Below are 23,244 nucleotides of genomic sequence, written 5' to 3' on the forward strand. Positions count from 1 at the left end.
GCTCTTGGGTTATATACGACCCGCAATTGTGGTCAACAATGCGGTTTTATGAAACGTTTTCGTCTCTGCCCTGCAATTTGGCCAGTATTTCATCATGAAGTGCCAGCAAACCGGCCCGATAATCCGGATAACGCAGCTTAACACCCAATTCCTGTTTGATCCGCGCATTTGAAACCCGTTTGTTGTCTTCATAGAAACTGGCGGCCATCGGGCTTAGCTTGGCGGTGGCAAAATCCTGTTCGGGTGGCGGATCGATACCCAGCAAGCCACAAGCATGGGCAATCACATCCTGAGGCGGGGCCGCATCATCATCACACACATTATAGGCCGCCCCGCAATTGGGCTGCTTGATGGATGCAAGAACCGTCTGGGCGATGTCATCAACATGGATGCGCGAAAAGACCTGACCGGGTTTGACAATCCGGCGCGCGCGGCCCGAGCGAACGGTTTCAAGCGCGTTGCGACCAGGGCCATAGATGCCCGCCAGTCGGAAGCTTTGCACACACAGATTATGACGACGGCCCAGATCAAACCAAGCCTTTTCGGCAGCCACCCGCCTACGCCCGCGCTTGCCACTTGGCAAAAGATCATCGTCCTCGGTGACTTCGGCACCATCCCGATCACCGTAAACCCCGGTGGTCGACAAATAGCCAATCCACGTGCCCGCGGGCAGTGCCGCAAGATCACTGCCATGATGATGGATCACCGGATCGCCCATCCCACCGGGTGGGGCCGATGAAAGGACATGCGTCACGCCTTCAAGCGCGCTGGCGATATCGGCAATCGGTTGATCATCGGAAAAAATGAAGGGCTCGATGCCTTCAGACTTCAGCTGTTCGGCCTTGTCCGCGCTCCGCGTGGTTCCGGCAATTTTCCAACCGTCTGCCTTAAGCTCGCGGGCAACAAGGCGGGCGGAAAATCCCAATCCGAAACAGAACAGCTTATTGGTCATCAAGGCACCTTTTGTGACGGCAAATTCGTGTGAAGGGCACAGTAACGGCCTTGCCACAGACAAACAAAGTCTTTTGGCAAAACCTTTTGGACCATGATTTGTTCCCGCAACCTGTGGCTTTCGGGAACAACAATCATCTTGTTGCCGTTTTCATGGTGTGAGACTTCACGAATGTGCGTTTACAGATATGCGCATTCAGCCATGGTGGATCGATCATGTGATCTTCTATGGTGACTGCCAGAAACTTTGCCAAAGACGGAGCTTTTTCATGTCACGACTTTTCGCGACCTCGTTCCTAGCGCGCGCCACAGGCTTGCTGTGTCTGGCGGGGTTTGTCGGCATCTATGGCGCAGGCGTGCCTTCCGCCAAGGCCCAGACCGAAAGCAACGGTGGCATGACACAGGAAGAAAGCCAGCAATATCGTGACTGCATCAAGCTGGCGCAACTCAAACCCGAAGACGGATTTGAAAGCGCGATTGCTTGGCGCGATCTGGGTGGTGGGGAACCGGCCCGCCACTGTGTTGCCGTAGCGCTGATATCACTTGGCAAATATGAAGAAGCCGCCACCCGCCTTGACGCGCTTGCCAAGGACAGCACGGCCGGGCCCGGTGTGGTTGCCGGGATGCTGGCCCAGGCCGGTCAGGCCTGGATGATGGCCGATAACCTTGAATTCGCCTGGCGTGATCAAAGCCGCGCGCTTGAACTGGTGCCCAACAACCCGCAGCTTTGGGTAGATCGTGCCATGGCGCTTGGCCTTGCCGGGCAGTATTGGGAGGCGATTGATGACCTCAATGCCGCCCTTGATCTTCAACCCGGTCATACCGAGGCGCTGATTTACCGGGCATCGGCCTGGCGACTGCTTGAAAGTTACGATTTGGCAATGACTGATATCGAACAAGTTTTGAACCGGGAACCCCAGAATGTTCAGGCGCTTTTCGAACGCGGCAAGCTCCATCAGATTGCCGGTGATAACGATCTTGCACGGCAGGACTGGTTAACTGTCATAGAACTTTCAAATGGAACCCCTGTTGCTGACGCGGCAAAAGCGAATATAGAGAAGATGGATGTTCGCACCGAATCGAACTGACGGGGACCGTCAGTTCAGAAAACAGGTTCACGGTGACCGATTTCCTTGTATATGACCGGTAGAACCATTTGCCGGACCATCACCGGATACGTTTTGGGGGACGAAATGCGTCGCACGTTTGCCTTGGCTACCCTTGCCGCATCGATGGCACTTCTGACATCACATGCCGCAATGGCCCGCGATCAGATCAGGATTGTCGGTTCTTCGACGATCTTTCCGCTGACCACCAAGGTCGCCGAACATTTCGCCAAGACCACCGGCGCACCGGCCCCGGTGGTTGAAAGCACCGGTTCAGGCGGCGGCTTCAAGCTGTTTTGTGGCGGCATTGGCGCAGAGTTCCCCGATATCGTTGACGCATCGCGCCCGATCACCGGGTCGGAAACCGCAATTTGCGCGGCAAACTCTGTCCGCGACATCAGCGAAATCAAGATCGGCTATGATGGTATTGTCCTGCTGGGCTCGCGTGAAGCACCGGGTATGGAACTTACCGCCCGTCAGCTTTATCTCGCCCTTGCGCGGACCGTTCCGGTCAAGGGCGCAAGTGTCCCAAACCCGCATGAAAAATGGTCTGATATCGATCCCAGCCTGCCGGACCTTAAAATCCGCGTTTATGGACCACCGCCGACTTCGGGTACGCGCGACCTGATGGGGCAACTGTTGCTTGATCAGGGTTGTGCGACGTTTTCTGACATCGCAAGCCTTGAGGCAACCGATCCTGACAGCTTCCGCCTGCTGTGCCGGACCCTTCGCGAAGACGGCGCCTATATCGAAGCCGGGGAAAATGATCGTCTGGTGATCAGCAAGCTTGAAAAAGACCCGACCTCATACGGCGTGATGGGCTTTAACAACTTGGAGCGCAATCGCGAGCGCCTTCAGGGGGTTCCGATCAATGGCATCGAGCCGGATTATGAAACCATCCTTGATGGCAGCTATCCTGCATCGCGTGCGCTTTATCTATACGTCAAGGATGACCATCAACAGCTGGTTCAGAGCCTGGGTGACTTTATCTCGACCTATGTCTCGGAAGCGGTGATTGGTGAAGAAGGCCTTCTGGCAGATAACGGTTTGGTACCGCTGACCAATGAGGAACGTGCTGAAACCATGACCAGTGCCGCGAAATTCGCCGGCAACTGAGCAGCTGACGGATCAACACCAATAGACGCAATTGAGCGGCCGGGCATCAGTCCGGCCGTTTTGCCATCCAGACCTGGTTGCTGGCATATTTCGGCGGATTGCCCTGGAAATCCGAAAATTCCGATATCGAAACGAAACCGGACAACTCCAACATCAACCGCATTTCACTGCGATGCACCCAGCGCAGGTGATGCCAGCAATCCTCGCGCGCAATCACATCACACCGATCATTGATTTCTTCAAACCGCCAATGTTCGCTGAACTTTTGGGTCAGGGGATCATTGGTGCGTTCCATGGCCGTGATGCGAAGCCGACTGCCCGGTTGCCCGACGCCCTCTGGCATCGGAAAGATCGGCAGTTCGACGTGCTCCGGGTCACCTTCTGGCAGGCAATAGCGCAAATCCGGATCCATCAGATCAAGGGCGATTGCCCCGCCGGGTTTCAGATGGGCAAAGGCGCGTTCAAGGGCACGACGCTGATCCTTGGCATCGATGACTTCCTGAAGCCCACGAAACGGGATGATCACCAGATCAAACTGCCGCCCCAGATCAAAGTCGCACATATTGCCAAGATGCCATGTCAGATCGGGGTAATTGGCGTATGCCTGACCCAGCATGGCAGGTGACAGATCAAGGCCTTCGACCGCGACACCAAGTTTGGCAATCGCGGCACTGATCCGGCCCGTGCCGCAGCCCAGTTCAAGCACGCCATTTTCATGCGCAAGGCTGGTCGCCAAACGCGTGTAAAAGGGAATGGGGTCTTCAAAAATCTTACGATCAAGATCAGCGCGAAGATCGTAACTGGCGGTATTTAACCCGCCTTCAGGGTAGAATTCATCAGATATGGATGAATTCTTCATTCAAAATCCAGTTCCGCGTAATGACTTGATGGCGGGAAACTTGCCTGCCGATCTGCCAGAATATCGCGCATGGCAGGGCGGCTTTTTATCCGCATGTACCAGTCCTTGGCACGTGGATGTTTTGACCAGTTGATATCGCCCATATAGTCGATCACGGATACCTGTGCGGCAGCTGCCAGATCGGCCATGGTCAGATGATCACCAGCCAGCCAGTTCCGGCGTTCAAACAACCAGCCAATATAATCCATGTGATAGGCGCCATTGGTGCGTCCAGCGCGCAGGACCTTGGTATCGGGGGTGCCGGTTGAAAAGAAGCGTTTCAGGAGCTTCTCGCCGAGCAGATGGTCAGTGACCTCCCGATTGAATTTGCCATCAAACCACGCGACAAGGCGGCGGATTTCGGCGCGTTCCTTGGGGTCGGATCCAAACAGTTTCGGCTCGTCCTCGTACACCTCGTCGAGATACTCGCAGATGACGCTGGAATCACAGAGCACCGCGCCGTCTTCTTCTTTGAGCACAGGCACTTCACCGGCCGGATTAAGCAGCAGGAAATCGTCACGCCGTTCCCATACCGGTTCAGCCGTGAGTTCGAAATCGAGCTTTTTCTCGGCCAGGACCAGACGGACCTTGCGCGAAAAAGGTGAAAGCCAAAAATGATATAACTGACGCATGAGCGTGAAGATACCCGACCAAGATGAACGTTTCGCAAAGACCCGGCATAGGGGCGCAAACATTCCATAAACCGCAACGAAGCCGGTCCGTTTCCAACCCGGAACTGCAAGATATCTCAAACCATGCAACGCGCACGAAGTAAAGACCTTCAAGTGTGCGAAAGTGCAATTTTGCTATACGTAACGCTCATGCCTGACAGAAAGCTTAAACACGCCCTGTCACGCCCGGCTTTTTGCCAGTTCCAGCATGCCATCGAGATCAAGGCAGGCTTCAAGATGATCAGCCAGTTCATCAAGGGCCGCGTCAATACTGGCCTCAAAATGCGTCATTTTGTGTGCCTCGTCCGATCGCAATGCCGCCAAAAAGGCATGACGAAAATCATCACTGCCAAACAGCCCGTGCAGATAGCACCCCAGAACCCGCCAATCACCACTGATCGCGCCATCCACCACACCATCCAAATCAAGCCAGCTTCGCGCCCGATCCGGGCCATCGGTCCGGCCCATATGGATTTCGTAGCCATCAACAGCAATTCCAGAGGCAAAAGCAGCGTTATCGCCAAGCGTCAGACCGGTTGTTTTGCGAAGCGTCTTGTCACCGGCCATGACGGTTTCAACATCCAGAAGACCCAGCCCGGCCTCACTGCCCGGTGCGCCTTCCACCCCGTTTGGGTCATGAACCATACGGCCCAGCATCTGATAGCCGCCGCAAATGCCGACCACATGACCGCCACGGCGGTAATGGGCCAGAATATCGATATCCCAGCCCTGATCTTTGACGAACCGAAGGTCTGCCATGGTCGATTTTGACCCCGGCAGAAGCACCAGATCACAATCGCCCGGGATCACTTGGCCCGGCTTGATCACCAGCAATTCAACATCATCCTCGGCCGCCAGCGGATCAAGATCATCAAAATTGGCAATACGGGGCAGATGCGGCACCGCAATGCGCAGAATTGCGTTCGTCGCATCCCCGGCCTTGCGGTGATATTTCCCGGCCTTTTCCAGCGCCACGCCATCTTCGGCAGGCAGCTTGTAGGCATTCGGCCAGTACGTTGCGATACCGTAACTTTCAAGGCCACAAGTTTCATGAATGATGCCGGTGGCCGGTTCAAACAGCGACACATCGCCGCGAAACTTGTTGATCACATAACCCTTAAGCCAGCGGCGGTCATCCTCGGACAGCAACGCATGCGTTCCAACGATGGAGGCAATCACCCCGCCACGATCAATATCACCAACCAGAATGACCGGCACACCCACCGCCTCGGCAAACCCCATATTGGCAATATCGGAGGCCCGCAAATTGACCTCGGCAGGTGAGCCGGCACCTTCGATCAGGACAAGATCGGCGTCACTTGCCATGATCTCGAAACTTTCGACCACCTTGGGCAGCAGATCACGTTTAAGGCGATAATAATCACGTGCCTTGGCGCTGGTCAGGACTTTGCCCTGCACCACGACCTGCGCCCCAATGTCGCTTTGGGGCTTGAGCAGGACCGGGTTCATATGAACTGTGGTCGCAACGCCCGCTGCACGTGCCTGAAGCGCCTGCGCGCGGCCGATTTCGCCGCCATCATCGGTAACGGCGGCATTGTTGGACATGTTTTGCGGTTTGAACGGACGCACCCGAAGGCCACGTCTGGCATAGGCACGGCACAATCCGGCGACCAGCAAGGATTTCCCGACATCAGAACCAGTACCTTGCAACATCAGAGCGGGAACGGATTGCGCACTCATTCCGGTTTCAAAACTTTCTTGTAAGTGATCCGCTAAATGATCAAGGCAGGATCAGAATTCGACACCGATCTGTGCCTTGATGCCCTGTTCGCGGAACGGGTGTTTGACCATCGTCATTTCCGTGACCAGATCGGCCGCCTCGATCAAGGTATCCGGGGCATTGCGCCCGGTCAGCACGATATGCTGATCAGGCAGTTTGTTGGCGAGTGCTTCAAGCACATCCTCAAGCGGCAGGAAATCATAGCGCAGAACGATATTGATCTCATCGAGGATCACCATCGAATAGCTTGGATCGCGCAGCATTTCCAATGCCTTGTTCCAGGCTTCGCGGGCCAGTGCGACATCCTGTGCTCTGTTCTGGGTTTCCCAGGTAAAGCCCGCCCCCATGGCGTGGAATTCACAAAGATCGGGGAATTTTTTAAGAAGCTTTGCCTCACCGGTTTCCCAGCCACCCTTGATGAACTGGACAACGCCGACTTTCATATTATGGCCGACACAGCGCATCGCCATGCCAAAGGCCGAGGAAGACTTGCCCTTGCCTTTGCCGGTATGAACAATGATCAGGCCCTTTTTATCGATCTTCTGGGCCATCATCTTGTCGCGGGCGGCCTTGATTTTCTTCATTTTTTCATCATGGCGCGCATTGATATCGACGTCTGGCTGGGTTTTGTCGGTCATTGTTTCTTCCCTTTGAAATGCCGGCCCAGAATGCGGCGAAAGCCCCCCTGGGATCAAGGGCAGTTTTGCGGAGTTTGATCAAGATCCAGATTGGCGATCACCCCCTGAAATCCGTGCTGCTTCGCCGCCGGGCAAAAGGCATTGGCATCGGCCCCTTCGTCAAGATATTCGACGGCGAAAACCGGCTTATTTTGAGAGACATAAACATCAAACTCATGCATGAAGCCAAGTCGATGGGCCGATTCCAGCAGGGCGAAATCCATCTGATCAACAAGAGCGGGCACAAGATCGGCAACATTTTTCTGCCCGATAGCAAGACCGCGCAGATGGGCCTCTTTGATCAGCCAGTTCACATAGCGCAGCTGATCATCGCGCGTGATGTCAAAACCGGTTGGCTTACTGCTTTGATCGGCTTCAAAGGCATCAATGTTATCAGGCTCAATCGCCAGAAATCCCTTGTCACGGCAAAGATCAAGACGGGCCGTGATCACATTGGCAAAAAGCTCGAACCGGCTGATATCAAGCCAGTTTTCGCCATCCCAGCCCCAATAGGGCGCGCCGATTACATCTTGCGGAAACGCCTTCGCGTCATCCCGCCAATCTTCGACAGCCCCGACATTGATATAGCAAATCGGATACTGCCCGGCAGCGCGCCAAGCCGCGACCTGATCAGTAGACACATCAAAAAGATCGGCCCCGACAACGCGGATGGCGTTATTGACATCAAGCGTGCCTTGAAGCTGCCAGTGAAACGGGCCGCTTGGGACGGGGGTCCATACTTTTGTGGTATCCGCCTGTGCGGTTTGCCCATGCGATAGCAAGCCGAGGAGAATGCCTGCCCACAGACAACAGGATTTGGGAATTGAGTTCTTCACGCGATGTATCTGCCCTGAAGTGTTGGGCAGTGAGTTTGCCCGCGCAAGCAAACCAAGACAATCCCGCAAACAAAAAGCGCGATCCTAATGACCGCGCTTTTTGCTCTTCTTGATCAATCAGGCTTTACCAATTGGCGCTTTGGCCTGTTGTCAGGCCAAGGTCACTGGTCACCAGATCCGCCCATTTATCGGGCTCGCGCATGTCGATATTGCGCAGTTCCGGGCGGCGCATCCGGGCCTTATTGAACAATTGCAGGCGATCACCGGGCGACATACGGCGCAGGCGGTCCAGTGCCTTGCGCACGGCCTCGTTGCGCGCCCCGGCCGGGCTTTGGAAGCTTTTCTCGACCACCTCTAGGCGTTTTTCCAGCCAGTCGCGACTGATCGCGACCTGTTCGATCAGAGTTTTGAAATCCCGCACCACCGGGAAGTGATCCAGACGAAGATGGGCAACCGCAACGGCCGTGCGCCAAACCTGACGTTCGACCCCTTGAAGGTAGCGCCAGTAAATCTTCACCTTGGCATTGATTTCAAACTTGGTTTGGTCCGGACCCGGAAGGTGATGGGCAAGCTCTGTCATGCCGGCATGGAATTCATCAAACGTTACTGGCCGGTGCACGCCGTTGAAACGTTCACGGACATCCAGAACTGCGCGAATGGCCCCACGGGCCGGGCGATAGCGCCCGTTGCCGTGCAAATCTGCACGCAACCAGTCTGGCATGTCGAAATCAGAAAGCAGGGAGTTGACGATATCTGCATGCCTGTCATGGGCAGGCATTGGAGTTTGCAGATAATCTGGCAAACGAACGTTGGTCTTGATATCCATCGCGGCCTCCGATCTGTTCAATCAACCTGCTTCCCATGCAGGCGATCCGATAGGGGTGCCCCGTCCCTCACAACTTATTAACAGTTGGTTAATTGAGATATGGTGCGAAAACGTAACGTTTCAACTGCCCGGTTTGTTCCGACGGTAAAATTCCCGTGATTCCAATAACAAGCAATAGTTGACGCTTTACCGTCCCAGATCGACGGAAACACTGTTGCGACGCGGCTGCCACAGCCCGCGCTCGATCGCCTCATTCAGGCGGTTCTTGATGTCTTGCAACGCATCGGGATTATGATCGGCGATAAATTCACGCACCTCGGCATCGCCAAGGTAAGCATCATAGACCAGATCAAAGTGATGATCGGCGACACAACGCGCGGTCGCGGCGAAGGCAAACAGATAATCAACTGTTGCCGCCATTTCGAACGCGCCCTTGTAGCCATGGCGCATCACGCCCTTGATCCATTTGGGGTTAACGACACGCGCCCGAACGACACGGGCAATTTCCTCTTCCAGGGTGCGGATTTTCGGGCTTTCCGGGCGGGAATGATCGCTGTGATAAACTGTGGGCTGTTTGCCCGACAGACTGCGCACAGCAGATGTCATTCCGCCTTCGAACTGATAATAGTCATCGGAATCCAGCAAATCATGTTCACGGTTGTCCTGATTGTGGACAATCGCATCAACCTTGGCGAGGCGGGTTTCAAACAGATCGCGCGCTGCCGTGCCCTCGGCTCCATTGCCATAGGCATAACTGCCCCAGGCAAGGTAAGCATCAGCAAGATCGTCTTCGTCTTCCCAGAGTTTTTCGTCAATCATCGCCTGCAAACCAGCCCCATAGGCACCGGGTTTGGAGCCAAATACCCGGAAGCCAGCTTGTCGGGCGGCCTGATCCGCGTCCATTCCCTCAGCGCGGAGTTTTTCGGTTTCAACCCTTATCCTTACGGCAATCGGATTGAGATCATCCGGTTCATCGGTTTGCTCGGCCACCGCGCGTACCGCACTGTCAAACAGATCAATCAGACCGGGAAAGGCATCGCGGAAGAAACCCGAAATGCGCAGGGTGACATCAACACGCGGTCGGCCCAGCACTGATGCTGGCATGATTTCAAAACCGGTCAACCGGCGTGATGCACTATCCCAAGTCGGACGCACCCCCATCAGGGCCAACGCCTGTGCGATATCATCACCGCCGGTGCGCATGTTGCTGGTTCCCCAAACAGACAAACCAAGGGCGCTTGGCCATTCGCCGTGATCCTGCACATGGCGTTCCAACATTAACTCGGCCGACTTCCACCCCAACTGCCAGGCTGCCGGGGTCGGGACAGTACGGGTATCAACCGAATAGAAATTCCGGCCGGTCGGCAGCACATCCGGGCGGCCACGGGTCGGGGCACCGGAAGGGCCAGGTTCGACGAACTTCCCGGCAAGGCCACGCAAAAGGCCCTCAATCTCGGCCGGGCCGCAGCCAACAACGGCCGGGCGAATAGTCGTTTCGATATCAAAAATAACGTCACAGACGGCCGACCATGCCGGATCGGCCTTCACTGTGCCCCTGACCAGATCACGAGCCAAAAGCTCGATCCGCTCCACGGTATCACCGGTGGTGCGCCATGGCCCGATATCACCCGCATCATAGGCCGCCAGTACATCAGGCTTGGCGCCGGACCAAAATTCGGCAAAGGCACAATCAAGCGGATCAAACGCCGGATCCCCCAGAATATCCTTGGCAATCGCGCGATGCAGGGATGCCTTCGGTCCGGATTCTGCCCCGCGTGGCAGGCGTGCAAGTGCCACCAGAAGATCGGTCAGAAGATCCCCATCCGGGGCCTTGCCATAGATATGCAACCCATCACGGATCTGAAGTTCCTTGAGTTCGCACAGATAGTTATCAAGCTTGGCAAGCGCGCTTTCTTCGTCCTCGTCGGGCTCGATACCGCAATCACGGTACAGGCCGATGCGGATCGCCAGTTCAAGGATGTCGCGTTTCAGGATCACAAGGCGACGGGGATCAACCGCGGCCGCGTCATAATATTCATCGACCAGCGCTTCTAGATCCTTAAGCGGGCCGTAGCTTTCTGCACGCGTCAAAGGCGGGGTTAGATGATCAAGGATTACCGCCTGTGCCCGGCGCTTGGCCTGTGTGCCTTCACCCGGATCATTGACGATGAACGGATAGAAATGCGGCGTCGGACCAAAAACGGCCTCCGGGAAGCAATCCTCGGACAGGGCCAGTGACTTGCCCGGCAGCCATTCCATATTGCCATGCTTGCCAAAATGAATGATGGCGTCGACGCCAAACACATGGCGCAGCCAGATATAAAAGGCGAAATAGTTGTGCGGCGGCACCAAATCGGGCGAGTGATAGCTTTCAAGCGGATCAATGTTATAGCCGCGCGCAGGCTGCAACCCGACCACCACATTGCCAAGCGGTAAGATCGAAAGCGCAAAGGCATCCTGATCGGCCAGATAAAACGGATCATTTGTCGGATCGCCCCAGGCCTCAAACACCTGACCCCGGATGGTTTTCGGCAGGCCATCAAACGCCTTTCGGTAGTCCGTGCGAGACAAGGTCACGCGAATTTCGCGGTTGGCAAGCGATTTGAAATCGTTGGTCGGCCCGGCCTTGATCGCAGCAATCAGGGCGTCGCCATCTTTCGGCAGATCATTCACCCTGTATCCTTCGCCCTGCATGGCGCGGAGTGTTTCGATCATGCCGGCTGGCGTATCAAGCCCGACGCCGTTGCCAAGACGCGCATCCTTGTTGGGATAGTTTGCCATGACCATCGCCACCTTGCGCGCGCTGGTGTCAGTTCTGCGCAACCGCACCCAATTGGCGGCAAGTTTGGCCGTAAAGGCCACGCGATCACGCACCGGGATGTATTTCACCAGATCAATCTGGGTCAGGTCATCCTTGCCAGCCGATCCCTTGAACGATACCGCGCGTGAAAGGATACGGCCATCAACCTCGGGAAGCGCCACATTCATCGCAATATCGCGCGCGGCCAGACCATTCACACCCTCACGCCAGGCTTCTTCGCCACCACCAGACAGCACCACCTGAAATACCGGGACATCCACCGCGTCAAACGGACCATTTTTTCGTTCTGAACCCGGAACAGATATCGCAAAGCCGGTGGTATTCAGGATCAAATCCGCACTGGTTTCTCCCAACCAGTCATCGACCAACGCTGCAGCCAACGGATCCTTAAGGCTGGCAACAAAAATCGGCAATGGATTCAGACCATTGGCACAAAGTTCCTCAACCAGCGCGTCAATAACGTCGAGGTTGGCCGCCTGAACCAGAGACCGATAGAAGATGATCGGCGTAACCGGTTGATTCTCAATCCAGTTAACCCGGATTTCATCAAGGCTTGCCTGCGCCTTGCCGGGCCAATAGCCCCCGGCCTTGACCAGCGGGGCCGCCGGTGACCAGCTCCAGTTAACGCTTGAATTTAACTTTTCGTATATAAGGCGAAGTAAATTCTCGGAATTTTGCGGTCCGCCTTCGATCAGGTAACGCCAGATATTCTGATATTCGCGCCCCTTGACGGTCGAAAGCGTCAAAAGCTCCGCATCGGGTTGATCATCACCTGGCAACAGGACCAATGGAATGTCCTTGGCACGCGCAAGCGCAACCAACTTTTCGATGCCATAATCCCAATAACCGCGCCCGCCCAGAATGCGCACGATGATGAATTTGGCGTCGGAAAGTACATCGTCGATATAAAGATCGACCGACATGTTGTGGCCAAGCTGCAGCAAACTTGCCAGACGCAGTGACGGGGTTTCATCGCCAAATGCATCTACCAGCCGCGCTTGCGCCCCGGCAAGGCAAGCGAGCTCAGACTCGGCCGCAGACAGGATCACCACATCGCCTGGTTGCTGTCCAAGGTCAACGGCCTCACTGCCATCTGTCACCATTCCGGGCTGGGCTGCCAATAGATGCATCGCGCGATCCGTATCCTTGTGCGTTTGGTCTTCAAAAAGTTTGAAACCGGATGATTTTTAGCATCCGGTTTCAGGTGAGCTTTATCAGGTTAAATTGGATCAGGCGGCCTTGATGGCGGCCTCGATCGCAACGCGATCCAGACCATGCAGGCCAATCACCACCAGTTCGGACCGACGGGTTTCACCATCCGCCCACGGACGGTCGAAATAGCGCTGAAAACGTTCACCAACACCCTGAACCACATGGCGCATCGGTTTGCCCGGCACGTCCAGGAAACCCTTGATGCGCAGCACGTCAAATTGACGCACGACATCAATCAGGCGCTTTTCAAGGTTGGCCGGATCACTAATCGCATCAAGCGAGACAACAAAGCTGTCGAAATCATCATGGTCATGTTCGTGACCATCGTCATGATGGCTTGGACGACTATCAAGGTCATCCTCGGCGGCAGCCCCCAGACCAAGCAGGATGGTATTTTCAACCCGAGAATGTTCGGTCGCGATAATCTTGACCGACGGCTTTTTCAGCTCTGCGCGGATATCGGCTTCGACCTTGCTGCGTTCAGCATCGGTCAAAAGGTCCGTCTTGTTCAGAACCACCATATCCGCACAGTGGAGCTGTTCTTCAAACAGTTCTTCAAGCGGGCTTTCATGATCAAGATTTTCGTCTGCTTCGCGTTGCGCCTGCACCGCATGATGGTCATGGGCAAACAGCCCATCACGCAGGGCAGCGCCATCAAGAACCGCCACAACACCATCAACGGTCACACGCGACCGGACTTCGGGCCAGTTAAACGCCTTTACCAACGGTTTTGGCAGGGCAAGGCCAGATGTTTCGATAACGATATGATCTGGTGGCGTGTCACGATCAATCAGGCCCTGGATGGTTGGCAGGAAGTCATCGGCCACGGTGCAGCAGATACAACCATTTGCCAGTTCAACAACATCATCCTCTTCGCAGCCTTCAATGCCACAGCCATTGATGATACCGCGATCAACACCCAGATCGCCAAATTCATTGATGATCAGCGCAATGCGTTTACCATTGGCGTTTTCCAGCATGTTGCGGATCATGGTTGTCTTGCCAGCGCCCAGAAAGCCGGTAATGACGGTTGCCGGGATTTTGCCTAATTGTGCCATTTATGAAATCCTTAAAATTCAATTCTTTATGTTACTATTTAACCTGCATCGGAATGCCGGCCACCACAAGGGTGACCTTGTCTGCAATCTCAGCAATGCGTTGATGCAGGCGTCCGGCGTGATCGCGAAAGGCACGCGCCATCGCATTTTCAGGCACGATGCCAAAGCCAACCTCGTTTGAGACAAAAAGCACCGGCACAACAAGTGTTGGCAGCAGGTCACAAAGAGCCCCGATCTCGGCATCAATGTCGCGATCTTCAAGCATCAGATTGGTCAGCCACAAGGTCAGACAATCAACCAGAACCGGCTTGCCGCCTGTGACATTACAGGTCTGCAGCGCCGAACAAAGTTCGAGCGGCTCTTCCAATGTCTGCCAAAGATCACCGCGTGATTGTTTGTGAAGATCAATTCGGTTGGCCATTTCGTCATCCCAGGCACGCCCGGTTGCGATATATGTGCCACCACCCGCCTGATTGATGATGTTTTCAGCAAACCGGCTTTTGCCGGATCGCGCCCCGCCAAGGATTAGATGCGTCCCGCCAAATGGGCCGTCAGGGGGTAAAGTCTGGGTCATCCCGTTTCTTCCTCGCCATGGCCTCCCACCGAGGCCCGATTGCGTCGTCACCTTCCTTCGAATAGTGACACCTTCGGCAGGTTTCCTGGCTGCGGGCATGAAAGCGATCCGCCTTCCCGGTTTCCCGGTGGCTGGTCTGGCGCGTTGGCACCGACCCGGATCTCCCAACCCGATACAGTTGCGGGGGCAGCATCGGCCTTGCACCGATTTCCCATCACCGAACGATGCGCCGAACCTAGCAGGTTTGCCAAAAATGCCAAAGGTCATTCTCGGCACTTAACCCTTCGTTACCACCCCACCCTAATCGGAAGGTCAGTATTTGTAAGAATTGTCTGCTTGAGAGGTCATACCATTTCAGCCAACATCAAGCCGTTGCGCTGGAACTAGGGTCAGGACCTATTAATTTGGTTTGAATGGCAGACGTTATATTTGCGAAATCCAAGGAAAAGACCGCCGGGCGGGTTAGTATCCCGCACAAGGGATTTGACGCTGGAGTTTGCAAATATAACGTCTGTCCTTCGGATTAATCGGATTTGCACGGGCTACTTTGTCGTAAAACCTTGAAAGATAAATATCTTCTTGCAGTTTTACTCCGCGTATCCGCACAAATCTGTTTAACCATTCAAACCAAATTAATAGGTCCTGACCCTAAAGACGGAACAATCCGCAATCTGGCGAAAACCCGGGATATAGACACATCACCCGGCTGGCTGCAGGAAATACTGCACCGAAACTCTTGGGGTAATCTGGATTTTTCAAGACCAATGGCAATACGTTCTCACCTATCCAAAATCCGACAAATGAACGCGCCAACCTGGACCACATCGTCTCGTAAGGACATGTGGCTGGGATTGCTGGACCGTCTGAACAGTTCTGATCGGTCATTTCAGGATTTTCTTGAACAGCACGCAACCGATGGCGAGATCACTCTGGCACGCCGCCATGTGCGTGACATCTTTGCCGAGGATGCCTCAAAGGGTGTAATCGCAACCATCATCTGGTCCCATGAACGCGGCATTCGCGTCAATGCGCTGTCGCTGCTTGTGCGCGATATGCCGACCTTGGTGACCCTGATGTCGATCTCGGATTTCGGACAGGACGAGTTGAACGAGCTGCTTTCCCAGCCCGGCATTTCTGTTCCGACTGCCAGCAAGATGTTGTCTGCCTGCGGCAAGACTTATTGCGGAATGCCGGCTGCCATCATTGATGACACCATCATCCAGGTAATTGAAAACGCATCCTTTGCCGGTGATTTCCCGAATGTTGCCAAATTGCGCAGCAAATCGCGCAGCCGTCCGGTACCCTATTATCAGGCCTATCTGCGCGATGTTTTCGACATCTGCGAAAAGCATGATCTGAACCCGGATATGGTTGACCGCTATCTGGCAGAACATGCCCTTGATGACATGGCATCCGATATCGAGCTGGCCTCTGCCTGACGGAACACCCCTTAAGCTCCTTAGAAGCGCTGATTGACAGCGGTCACGCGCCAGCCCGGTTCGTCGACACCGTCGATATATTCAAGCGTGGTCAGCCCCAACGTGTCGATATGAAATGCCAATGCGGTTTCAAGGGACAAACCCAGTGCATTGGCCATTATGGCGCGCACCGTTCCGCCATGAACGACGGCGACAATATCCTTGCCCGCCCAATCCGCACTCAACCGACCCAAAACCGGACCAACACGGGCAACCACATCGGCAAAGCTTTCACCCTTTGGGGGGTGTTGGCGGGCAAAGTCGGTCCAGAACCGTGTTGTTTCCCCCTTGGGCAAATCATTCCAGTTCTGCAATTCCCAATCACCAAAATGCTGTTCGGCAAAGCCGCTTTCAGCCTGCGGCACTACGTCTTTATCCATGAAGGCCTGCAGACTACGGGCCGTATCATGCGTACGTGACAGATGGCTGGTCACCCAGACGGCATCACCCGGCAGTTGCCCGGCAAGGGCAGCCAGTGCCTTTTCATCGGAAAGGTCGGCAGGCATGTCACTTTGGCCATAGACCAAGCGTTTCGGATTTTGGACGGGGGCGTGACGCACCAGCCACCAGCGGGTTATTTTCAAACTGCTCACGGCATTCCTTCTTGTTGCTGTGCTGGTTGATCAAAGGGCGGCAATAAACGCGATACCGACAAACAGTTCGGTCACGATCTGAGTTGCCCCCAGAACATCGCCGGTCTGGCCACCGATCTGCCATTTCGCGACCGCCGCAACAATACCCACCGCCAAAAGTCCACCCATGAGAATGGCCATCGTCGCAAACAGACCCGATAAAACAAGCGACAGGATCAAAGCAAGGCCAACACCCAAACCGACCATCATCACATTTGGCGTTCCGGCCCCCTTGCCCAAACCATCGGCCCGCGCCGGAGGCAAGATATGCATCACGACTGGCATTGCTGCCCGTGATGTTATTGCCATCACCAGAAACAGGATCGCAGCCTGCCCGGCATCGCCCGCCGCAGAAAGCAAAATTAGACGCAGACCGAAACACAGGATCAGGGCAACAACGCCATAAGTACCGATCTGGCTGTCGCGCATGATTTCAAGTTTGCGTGCCCGCTCAAACCCGCCGCCAAACCCGTCGGCGCAATCTGCGATGCCATCTTCATGCATTGATCCGGTCAACAAAACCATGCCTGCCAAGGCGACAATTGCAAAAATCAGGATGTTCGCTGTCAGGGAATAGACCAGCATCGCCGGTAGCATGGCAAAACCAGCCAGCAACAAACCGACCAACGGCCAAGACCAGACCGATCTTGCAATCACCTCAGCGCGGAAATCCTCGATACCCTTGACCGGAACGCGGCTCAGCAATGCCAGGGCGCGCCAGAAATCGGAAATAGGCGAAACCTCGACGTGGGCATCTGTCGCTGTGTCCGGGCTGGGTTTGTCAGGTGAATCCGAGCTTTGCATATTTGTTTCGTTTTGGTTATGATCTTTGGATAGCATAAATTTCCGATTTTCAAACTGGCAATCTGTTACGCACAGGCCTAGTTTGGCCCGACTTCCTGAACCGCCTTACACAATTGGTTTCCGAGCCTAATCCTTACCACCCCGGAAGCCAAGCGGAACACTAGTTAGGCACCTTTGTCGCCAGCCGGAGACCAAAATGTTCAACCCGAAACATCCGCCCCAAAGTCTTGAGGAAATTCGCGCACTTCTCGCCGAACTTCCCGAAGTCGATCAGGAAGCGCAGGCCGCCGTGGCCCAGCGCGAACCGACATTGACCAAGCCTGCAGGATCGCTCGGACGGCTTGAGGATTTCAGCCTTTGGCTGGCAGGATGGCAAGCAACATCACGGCCCCGCATGTCGCGGCCGCGCGTTACCGTCTTTGCCGGCAGTCACGGTGTCGTTGCGCAAGGTGTTTCGGCCTTCCCGGCCAGCGTGAACCAGCAAATGGTGGAAAACTTCATCAATGGCGGGGCTGCGATCAACCAGATTTGCAAGTCTGTCGATGCCGAACTCCGCGTCATGGAAGTCGCCCTTGAAATCCCGACCAACGACTTTTCCCACGAACCGGCGATGGATGACGAAGGCTGTGCCGAGGCGATGGCCTTTGGCATGAGTGCAATTGAAAAGGGACTGGATCTTTTTGTGCCTGGCGAAATGGGCATTGGCAACACCACATCGGCGGCGGCAATTTCCCATGCACTTTATGGCGGGAATGCTGCGGACTGGACCGGTCGGGGAACCGGGATTGATGACACTACCCTTGACCGCAAGACGCGCGTCGTAGGTGATGCCATCATCCTACATAAAAACCAGATGCATGACGGATTGGATGTTCTGCGCTGTGTTGGCGGACGCGAAATTGCTGCTATGGCCGGTGCCATCATTGCAGCGCGCTTTGCACGGGTTCCGATACTGCTTGATGGCTATGTATCTTGTGCGGCGGCAGCTGTTCTGGCTGCGATGCGTGCGGATGCACTTGATCATTGTCTTGTTGGGCATGTATCGGCAGAACCGGGACATGCGCGGCTGATTGAGAAACTTGGCAAGGAAGCACTGATCAATTTCGGCATGCGCCTTGGCGAAGGATCAGGTGCTGCACTTGCCATCCCGCTTTTGCGCGCAGCCGCAGAATGCCACACCGGCATGGCAACCTTTGAAAAAGCCGGAATTGATGGAAAGGAAGAGGCCTGATCCTCAGCCTTACAAGTGAGACCACCCAATAGCGCCAGCAATCTGGCGCTATTTTTTTGTCCGTTCGTTCATCAGGTGCTCGACATGGCGGCCCTGGAACATGGTGATATTGATCGAATGACCAAACTTGATGGCGCGTTCGTCGTCACAACGGCACAAAATAACGCGGGTATCACCGGACTCAGCCACAGCGGCGCGCATGGCTTCGCGATGCTCTTCATCCATGTTTTCCATTTCCGGATCCCAGAGCATCTTGATCATATCAACGCCAAGCTTGTTACGGTTGATATAGGGCAGGGACAGATAACTGATGCCATCGATACAGATACGATAGCCACGATCACGGCAGAAATCGCGCGCAAAGAAGAACGCACCAAGATCGGCAAAAATATCGATTTTCTGGAGCTCAAGCACGATTGTCCCGCGCTGCCCGGCCTTGACGTTACTATCGAACGTCAAGAAGTCCGGTGACAACAGTGTCGAGACGTTCAAATTGATGCTTACTGACCCGGTCACTGATGCGTCATTTGATCGGGTCAGAAGCGACAGCATGCGCCGATCCAGAATTTCGGTCAGATGCTGAAACAGCCAGCGGTTCGAGAGAACATTGACATCTGGCAGCAGCGTGTCCTGCAAATCCTTGATCGAGATGAACAACTCGTGGAAAACCGGCGTCGGGTTCGCATCACCCACCACGGCACAAATCGCCTGTCGACGCATCAGGTTGGACAGATCCGCACGCCGCAGAGACTCATCAATGCGCCCCAAGATCTTCGGGGTCAGCGGCGCGCGATCATCGCTGAGTTCCGGATGGTCATTGTGTCGCTCGGCTGCCTTGCTGACGATTTTGGGGCGATTGGCGTTGGCACGGACCAGCAACTGTGTCAGATGCAGGAATTCTTTATATTGCTGCCCGACATCGAAATAGTCGGTAAAGGTCGCAGGCGCGCCGCTTTCATCCTTGCCATCACTGATCAATGGATCGTCGTTGAACAGGAATTTCAGCCGGAAAATGACGGCATTCACCTCGTCCATCTCTGCGGCATCAAAGATGAAAATCAGATCCTGGTTGGACAGGGTGAAAATACGCCCGGTGACTTCCGGTACGATTTCTTCAAACGCCGTAATCGCCGTGCGGATGTGATGGTCACGCCGGTTAAATGGCAGCAATTTAGAAAAATGCACATGAATCGCACCAACGCCGTCCTTGCGCCGCTCAAGGCGCCGTACATAGTCAACGAGGAAGGCTTCGGGCGATGGAAGTGAACTATCAGACATAAATGCAATGACCAGAGAATTGTTTCGACGGAATCACAGCCGCTAATCTGCCCGAACCACGATAACGCCGGTGCATTAACAGGTTATGTATTTAGCATTCATGCATGTTGAAACCAAACCCGAATATCGGTGAATTTCAGACACGTCCAAGAAAAGATAAGTCGTAGCTTTCCGCAAACCAAGCTGCTAGTTTCAGCCCGTTTTGATATCCGAACAAAAAGGTTGGAAACGACATGTGGCGACGCAAGCGCATTTTGGTAACCGGTGGTGCAGGTTTTTTGGGTTCGCATCTTTGTGAACGCCTGCTGAACGAGGGCAATGACGTTCTGTGCGTCGACAATTTCTTCACCGGCACCAAGGACAACATTGTCCATCTTCTCGATAACCCGCATTTCGAGCTGATGCGCCACGATGTTACCTTCCCGCTCTATCTTGAAGTCGACGAGATTTACAACCTTGCGTGCCCAGCATCGCCGATCCATTACCAGCACGATCCGGTCCAGACGACCAAAACCAGTGTTCATGGTGCGATCAACATGCTGGGTCTCGCCAAACGCGTTGGCGCCAAGATATTCCAGGCCTCGACCAGCGAAGTTTATGGCGACCCTGAAGTCCATCCGCAGACCGAAGATTACCGCGGCAATGTCAATCCGATCGGCCCGCGCGCCTGTTATGACGAAGGCAAGCGCTGTGCTGAAACATTGTTCTTTGATTACCACCGCCAGCACGGTCTGGATATCAAGGTCGCCCGTATCTTCAACACCTATGGCCCGCGCATGCATCCGCAGGACGGCCGTGTGGTGTCGAACTTCATCATCCAGGCGCTGCATGGCGAAGACATCACCATTTATGGCGATGGCCAGCAAACCCGATCCTTCTGCTTCTATACTGACCTGATCGAGGGCTTTGTCCGCCTGATGGCAACCGACAAAACGGTTACCGGGCCGATGAACCTTGGCAACCCATATGAGATCACCATTCGTGAGTTGGCAGAGCGCGTCATTGAGATGACCGGCGCCAAATCAAAGCTGATCTTCAAAGACCTTCCGGCCGATGACCCGCTGCAGCGCAAGCCCGACATTACCTTTGCGCGAAACACACTTGATGGCTGGGAACCGACTGTAAGCCTTGAAGATGGCCTCGGCTCGACAATTGAGTATTTCCGCAATCTGATTGCAAAACACGGCTGAGACGATTTAGCGAGCAGGACCTGAATACCCATGGATATCAAAGCCTTTTTCGACGCCGAGTTTGACGAGCATCTTGATCTGGTCAACAAGACCCGCGAAGCGACCCGGGATGCTTTTGTTGAGCTTGTCGAGATTTGCACCGATGCGCTGAATGACGGCAACAAGCTGCTGTTTTTCGGCAATGGCGGGTCGGCCGCGGACGCGCAGCATATCGCAACCGAATTCACGGTTCGCTATATCAATGACCGTCGCGCCCTTCCGGCGATTGCGCTGACCACCGACAGCTCGGCCTTGACCGCGATCGGCAATGACTTCGGGTTTGATCACCTGTTTTCGCGCCAGATCGAGGCGCTTGGCAATCCGGATGACGTTGCGATTGGCATCTCAACATCCGGCAACAGCAAGAACGTCAATCTTGGTTTGGCCAAGGCCAAGGAAATGGGCCTGATTGCGACCGGCTGGACTGGCAAGACCGGTGGAGACATGGTTGATCTGTGTGATCCGCTGATGATCGTGCCGAGCAACACCACTGCCCGCATTCAGGAAATGCATATTCAGATTGGCCAGATGCTGGTCGGTGCGCTTGAACATACGCTTGGCCTGACGAAGAAATAACCGGCGGCCCAGAAAATCCGCCTGAATACTCTGACAGCATAAAGAACTGCGACCATGACCGATCTTAGCCATCTGGCCCGACAGGTTGAACAACTGACCGATGCCAAAGTCCTGTGCATTGGCGATGTCATGCTTGACCGGTTTGTCTATGGTTCAGTCACCCGCATCTCGCCCGAGGCACCCATCCCCGTCATCCGGGTTGAGCGCGAAAGCGCCATGCTTGGGGGTGCTGGTAACGTCACGCGCAACGCAACAGCCCTTGGCGCATCGGTTCAGTTCCTGTCGCTGGTTGGCGATGATCTGCCCGGCCGCGAAGTTATGGAATATGTCGCCGCTGACAAGGGTGTTGAGCCCTATATCCAGACCGAGCGCAACCGTCCGACAACGATCAAAACCCGCTATATCGCGGGCGGGCAGCAATTGTTGCGCTCTGACAATGAAACCACCAGCGCCATTGCACCAGCATCGATTAGCAATCTTTCGACACTCGCGGGTCAGCTGGCAGGGGATGTCTCAGCGATCATTCTGTCTGACTATGGCAAGGGTGTCTTGCATGCCGATGTCGTTGCCGCTGCGATCAAGGCAGCACGCGCAGCCGGAAAGCCCGTCATCGTCGACCCGAAGGGCAATGATTACAGCATCTATCGTGGTGCCACAGTGGTGACGCCCAACCGCGCAGAGGCCGAAGCGGCAACTGGCATTGCCATAAACAGCGACGAAGATGCCATCGCCGCCGCGACCAAGATCATCACCGAATGCGGGGTCGAGAATGTCCTGCTTACCCGCAGTCAGGATGGCATGACGCTTGTCACCAAGGATGGCGAGGCTTTGCACCTTCCAACCGAAGCCCGCGAAGTATTCGACGTTTCGGGTGCCGGTGATACGGTTGTCGCCTGCCTCGCATCCGCCGTTGCAGCGGGATCGAGCTTGGCTGACGCGGCACGCATTGCCAATGTTGCCGCCGGGATCGTGGTTGGCAAGATCGGCACCGCGGTTGTTTACCCGGACGAGCTGATTTCCACCCTGCATCATCATGATCTGATGATCGGTGAAGCCAAACTGATGCCGCTTGATCGCATGGTCGATCGCGCAGAACGCTGGCGGCGTAAGGGATACACTGTCGGTTTTACCAATGGCTGCTTTGATCTGTTGCATCCCGGTCACCTCAGCCTGCTCAAACAGGCACGGGCAAATTGCGACCGCCTGATTGTCGGGCTGAATTCCGATGCATCTGTCAAACGCCTTAAGGGCGAAGCCCGCCCGGTCCAGTCCGAGGCCGCACGTGCAGCCGTGCTTGGATCGCTTGAAACCGTCAGTGGCGTGGTGATTTTTGGCGAAGACACCCCGATTGAACTGATCAAGGCGATCAAACCGGACATTCTGGTCAAGGGTGCGGATTACACCATCGACAAGGTTGTCGGGGCCGAAATTGTCCATGGCTATGGCGGCAAGGTGGTTCTGGCTAACCTTGAAGACGGCTTTTCCACCACTTCGACCATCGCACGGATGAACAAGGGCAACGACTAAGC

General features: G+C 55.1%; 20 protein-coding genes and 1 riboswitch. Of the genes, 7 read left to right on the plus strand and 13 right to left on the minus strand.

Translation table 11 applies throughout. The features are described from left to right. Positions 1-46: 46 nt before the first annotated feature. Positions 47-952, minus strand: coding sequence for an SDR family oxidoreductase (locus tag AC5Q5A_RS00095; protein ID WP_493893900.1), 906 nt, complete (start codon positions 950-952; stop codon positions 47-49). A gap of 268 nt (positions 953-1,220) precedes the next feature. Between AC5Q5A_RS00095 and AC5Q5A_RS00100 the strand changes: the two genes are divergently transcribed. Then, positions 1,221-2,039: a tetratricopeptide repeat protein gene (locus tag AC5Q5A_RS00100; RefSeq protein WP_493893901.1), complete on the plus strand. Its 819-nt coding sequence runs from the start codon at positions 1,221-1,223 to the stop codon at positions 2,037-2,039. A 105-nt stretch (positions 2,040-2,144) separates the two neighbouring features. Beyond that, a complete protein-coding gene (locus AC5Q5A_RS00105; RefSeq protein ID WP_493893902.1) occupies positions 2,145-3,173 on the plus strand; it encodes a substrate-binding domain-containing protein in 1,029 nt (342 codons plus the stop codon). A gap of 46 nt (positions 3,174-3,219) precedes the next feature. Here the strand turns inward: AC5Q5A_RS00105 and AC5Q5A_RS00110 are convergent, their stop codons facing one another. The 9 genes from AC5Q5A_RS00110 to cobU form a co-directional block, all read right to left on the minus strand. Further along, positions 3,220-4,032, minus strand: coding sequence for a class I SAM-dependent methyltransferase (locus AC5Q5A_RS00110; RefSeq protein WP_493893903.1), 813 nt, complete (start codon positions 4,030-4,032; stop codon positions 3,220-3,222). After that, complete coding sequence (locus tag AC5Q5A_RS00115; RefSeq protein WP_493893904.1) at positions 4,029-4,703, minus strand: glutathione S-transferase family protein; 675 nt, start codon at positions 4,701-4,703, stop codon at positions 4,029-4,031. Before AC5Q5A_RS00115 ends, AC5Q5A_RS00110 begins: the two co-directional genes overlap by 4 nt. Positions 4,704-4,922: 219 nt before the next feature. Beyond that, on the minus strand, positions 4,923-6,443 hold the full coding sequence (locus AC5Q5A_RS00120) for a cobyric acid synthase (protein ID WP_493893905.1): 1,521 nt from the start codon (positions 6,441-6,443) through the stop codon (positions 4,923-4,925). Positions 6,444-6,494: 51 nt separating this feature from the next. After that, the gene (cobO, locus tag AC5Q5A_RS00125; protein ID WP_493893906.1) at positions 6,495-7,121 is read right to left on the minus strand and encodes a cob(I)yrinic acid a,c-diamide adenosyltransferase; all 627 of its coding nucleotides are present in this window, start codon (positions 7,119-7,121) and stop codon (positions 6,495-6,497) included. A gap of 53 nt (positions 7,122-7,174) precedes the next feature. Beyond that, positions 7,175-7,996: an endo alpha-1,4 polygalactosaminidase gene (locus AC5Q5A_RS00130; RefSeq protein WP_493893907.1), complete on the minus strand. Its 822-nt coding sequence runs from the start codon at positions 7,994-7,996 to the stop codon at positions 7,175-7,177. A gap of 124 nt (positions 7,997-8,120) precedes the next feature. Beyond that, entirely contained in the window at positions 8,121-8,822 is a 702-nt protein-coding gene (locus AC5Q5A_RS00135; protein WP_493893908.1) for a hypothetical protein, read from the minus strand. Between the two features lie 186 nt (positions 8,823-9,008). Then, the gene (gene cobN, locus AC5Q5A_RS00140) at positions 9,009-12,773 is read right to left on the minus strand and encodes a cobaltochelatase subunit CobN (protein ID WP_493893909.1); all 3,765 of its coding nucleotides are present in this window, start codon (positions 12,771-12,773) and stop codon (positions 9,009-9,011) included. Between the two features lie 99 nt (positions 12,774-12,872). Further along, positions 12,873-13,913, minus strand: coding sequence for a cobalamin biosynthesis protein CobW (gene cobW / locus AC5Q5A_RS00145; RefSeq protein WP_493893910.1), 1,041 nt, complete (start codon positions 13,911-13,913; stop codon positions 12,873-12,875). A 34-nt stretch (positions 13,914-13,947) separates the two neighbouring features. After that, positions 13,948-14,487 (minus strand): bifunctional adenosylcobinamide kinase/adenosylcobinamide-phosphate guanylyltransferase, encoded by a 540-nt coding sequence (gene cobU, locus AC5Q5A_RS00150; protein ID WP_493893911.1) that lies wholly within the window; start codon positions 14,485-14,487, stop codon positions 13,948-13,950. Positions 14,488-14,545: 58 nt separating this feature from the next. Further along, positions 14,546-14,736: riboswitch (cobalamin riboswitch) on the minus strand. Positions 14,737-15,287: 551 nt separating this feature from the next. Between cobU and AC5Q5A_RS00155 the strand changes: the two genes are divergently transcribed. Next, entirely contained in the window at positions 15,288-15,926 is a 639-nt protein-coding gene (locus AC5Q5A_RS00155; protein WP_493893912.1) for a hypothetical protein, read from the plus strand. Between the two features lie 20 nt (positions 15,927-15,946). Here AC5Q5A_RS00155 and AC5Q5A_RS00160 read toward each other — a convergent pair whose 3' ends face one another. Both AC5Q5A_RS00160 and cobS read right to left on the minus strand, forming a co-directional pair. Further along, complete coding sequence (locus AC5Q5A_RS00160) at positions 15,947-16,558, minus strand: histidine phosphatase family protein (RefSeq protein ID WP_493893913.1); 612 nt, start codon at positions 16,556-16,558, stop codon at positions 15,947-15,949. Between the two features lie 30 nt (positions 16,559-16,588). After that, positions 16,589-17,401, minus strand: coding sequence for an adenosylcobinamide-GDP ribazoletransferase (cobS, locus tag AC5Q5A_RS00165; protein WP_493893914.1), 813 nt, complete (start codon positions 17,399-17,401; stop codon positions 16,589-16,591). 196 nt (positions 17,402-17,597) lie between these two features. Between cobS and cobT the strand changes: the two genes are divergently transcribed. After that, complete coding sequence (cobT, locus tag AC5Q5A_RS00170; RefSeq protein WP_493893915.1) at positions 17,598-18,632, plus strand: nicotinate-nucleotide--dimethylbenzimidazole phosphoribosyltransferase; 1,035 nt, start codon at positions 17,598-17,600, stop codon at positions 18,630-18,632. Positions 18,633-18,680: 48 nt separating this feature from the next. Here the strand turns inward: cobT and AC5Q5A_RS00175 are convergent, their stop codons facing one another. Next, the gene (locus tag AC5Q5A_RS00175; RefSeq protein WP_008888909.1) at positions 18,681-19,910 is read right to left on the minus strand and encodes an EAL domain-containing protein; all 1,230 of its coding nucleotides are present in this window, start codon (positions 19,908-19,910) and stop codon (positions 18,681-18,683) included. A gap of 233 nt (positions 19,911-20,143) precedes the next feature. Between AC5Q5A_RS00175 and AC5Q5A_RS00180 the strand changes: the two genes are divergently transcribed. The 3 genes from AC5Q5A_RS00180 to rfaE1 are packed head-to-tail and all read left to right on the plus strand — an operon-like array spanning position 20,144 to position 23,242. Continuing rightward, positions 20,144-21,100 carry a UDP-glucuronic acid decarboxylase family protein gene (locus AC5Q5A_RS00180; RefSeq protein ID WP_493893916.1) on the plus strand — a complete coding sequence of 319 codons (957 nt, stop codon included), beginning with the start codon at positions 20,144-20,146 and terminating at the stop codon, positions 21,098-21,100. 30 nt (positions 21,101-21,130) lie between these two features. Next, positions 21,131-21,715: a D-sedoheptulose 7-phosphate isomerase gene (locus tag AC5Q5A_RS00185; RefSeq protein WP_120223789.1), complete on the plus strand. Its 585-nt coding sequence runs from the start codon at positions 21,131-21,133 to the stop codon at positions 21,713-21,715. A gap of 54 nt (positions 21,716-21,769) precedes the next feature. Beyond that, positions 21,770-23,242, plus strand: a complete 1,473-nt coding sequence (rfaE1, locus tag AC5Q5A_RS00190; RefSeq protein ID WP_493893917.1) for a D-glycero-beta-D-manno-heptose-7-phosphate kinase — start codon at positions 21,770-21,772, stop codon at positions 23,240-23,242. The last annotated feature ends 2 nt before the right edge of the window (positions 23,243-23,244 follow it).

This window comes from Thalassospira sp. CA1 (assembly GCF_059052855.1).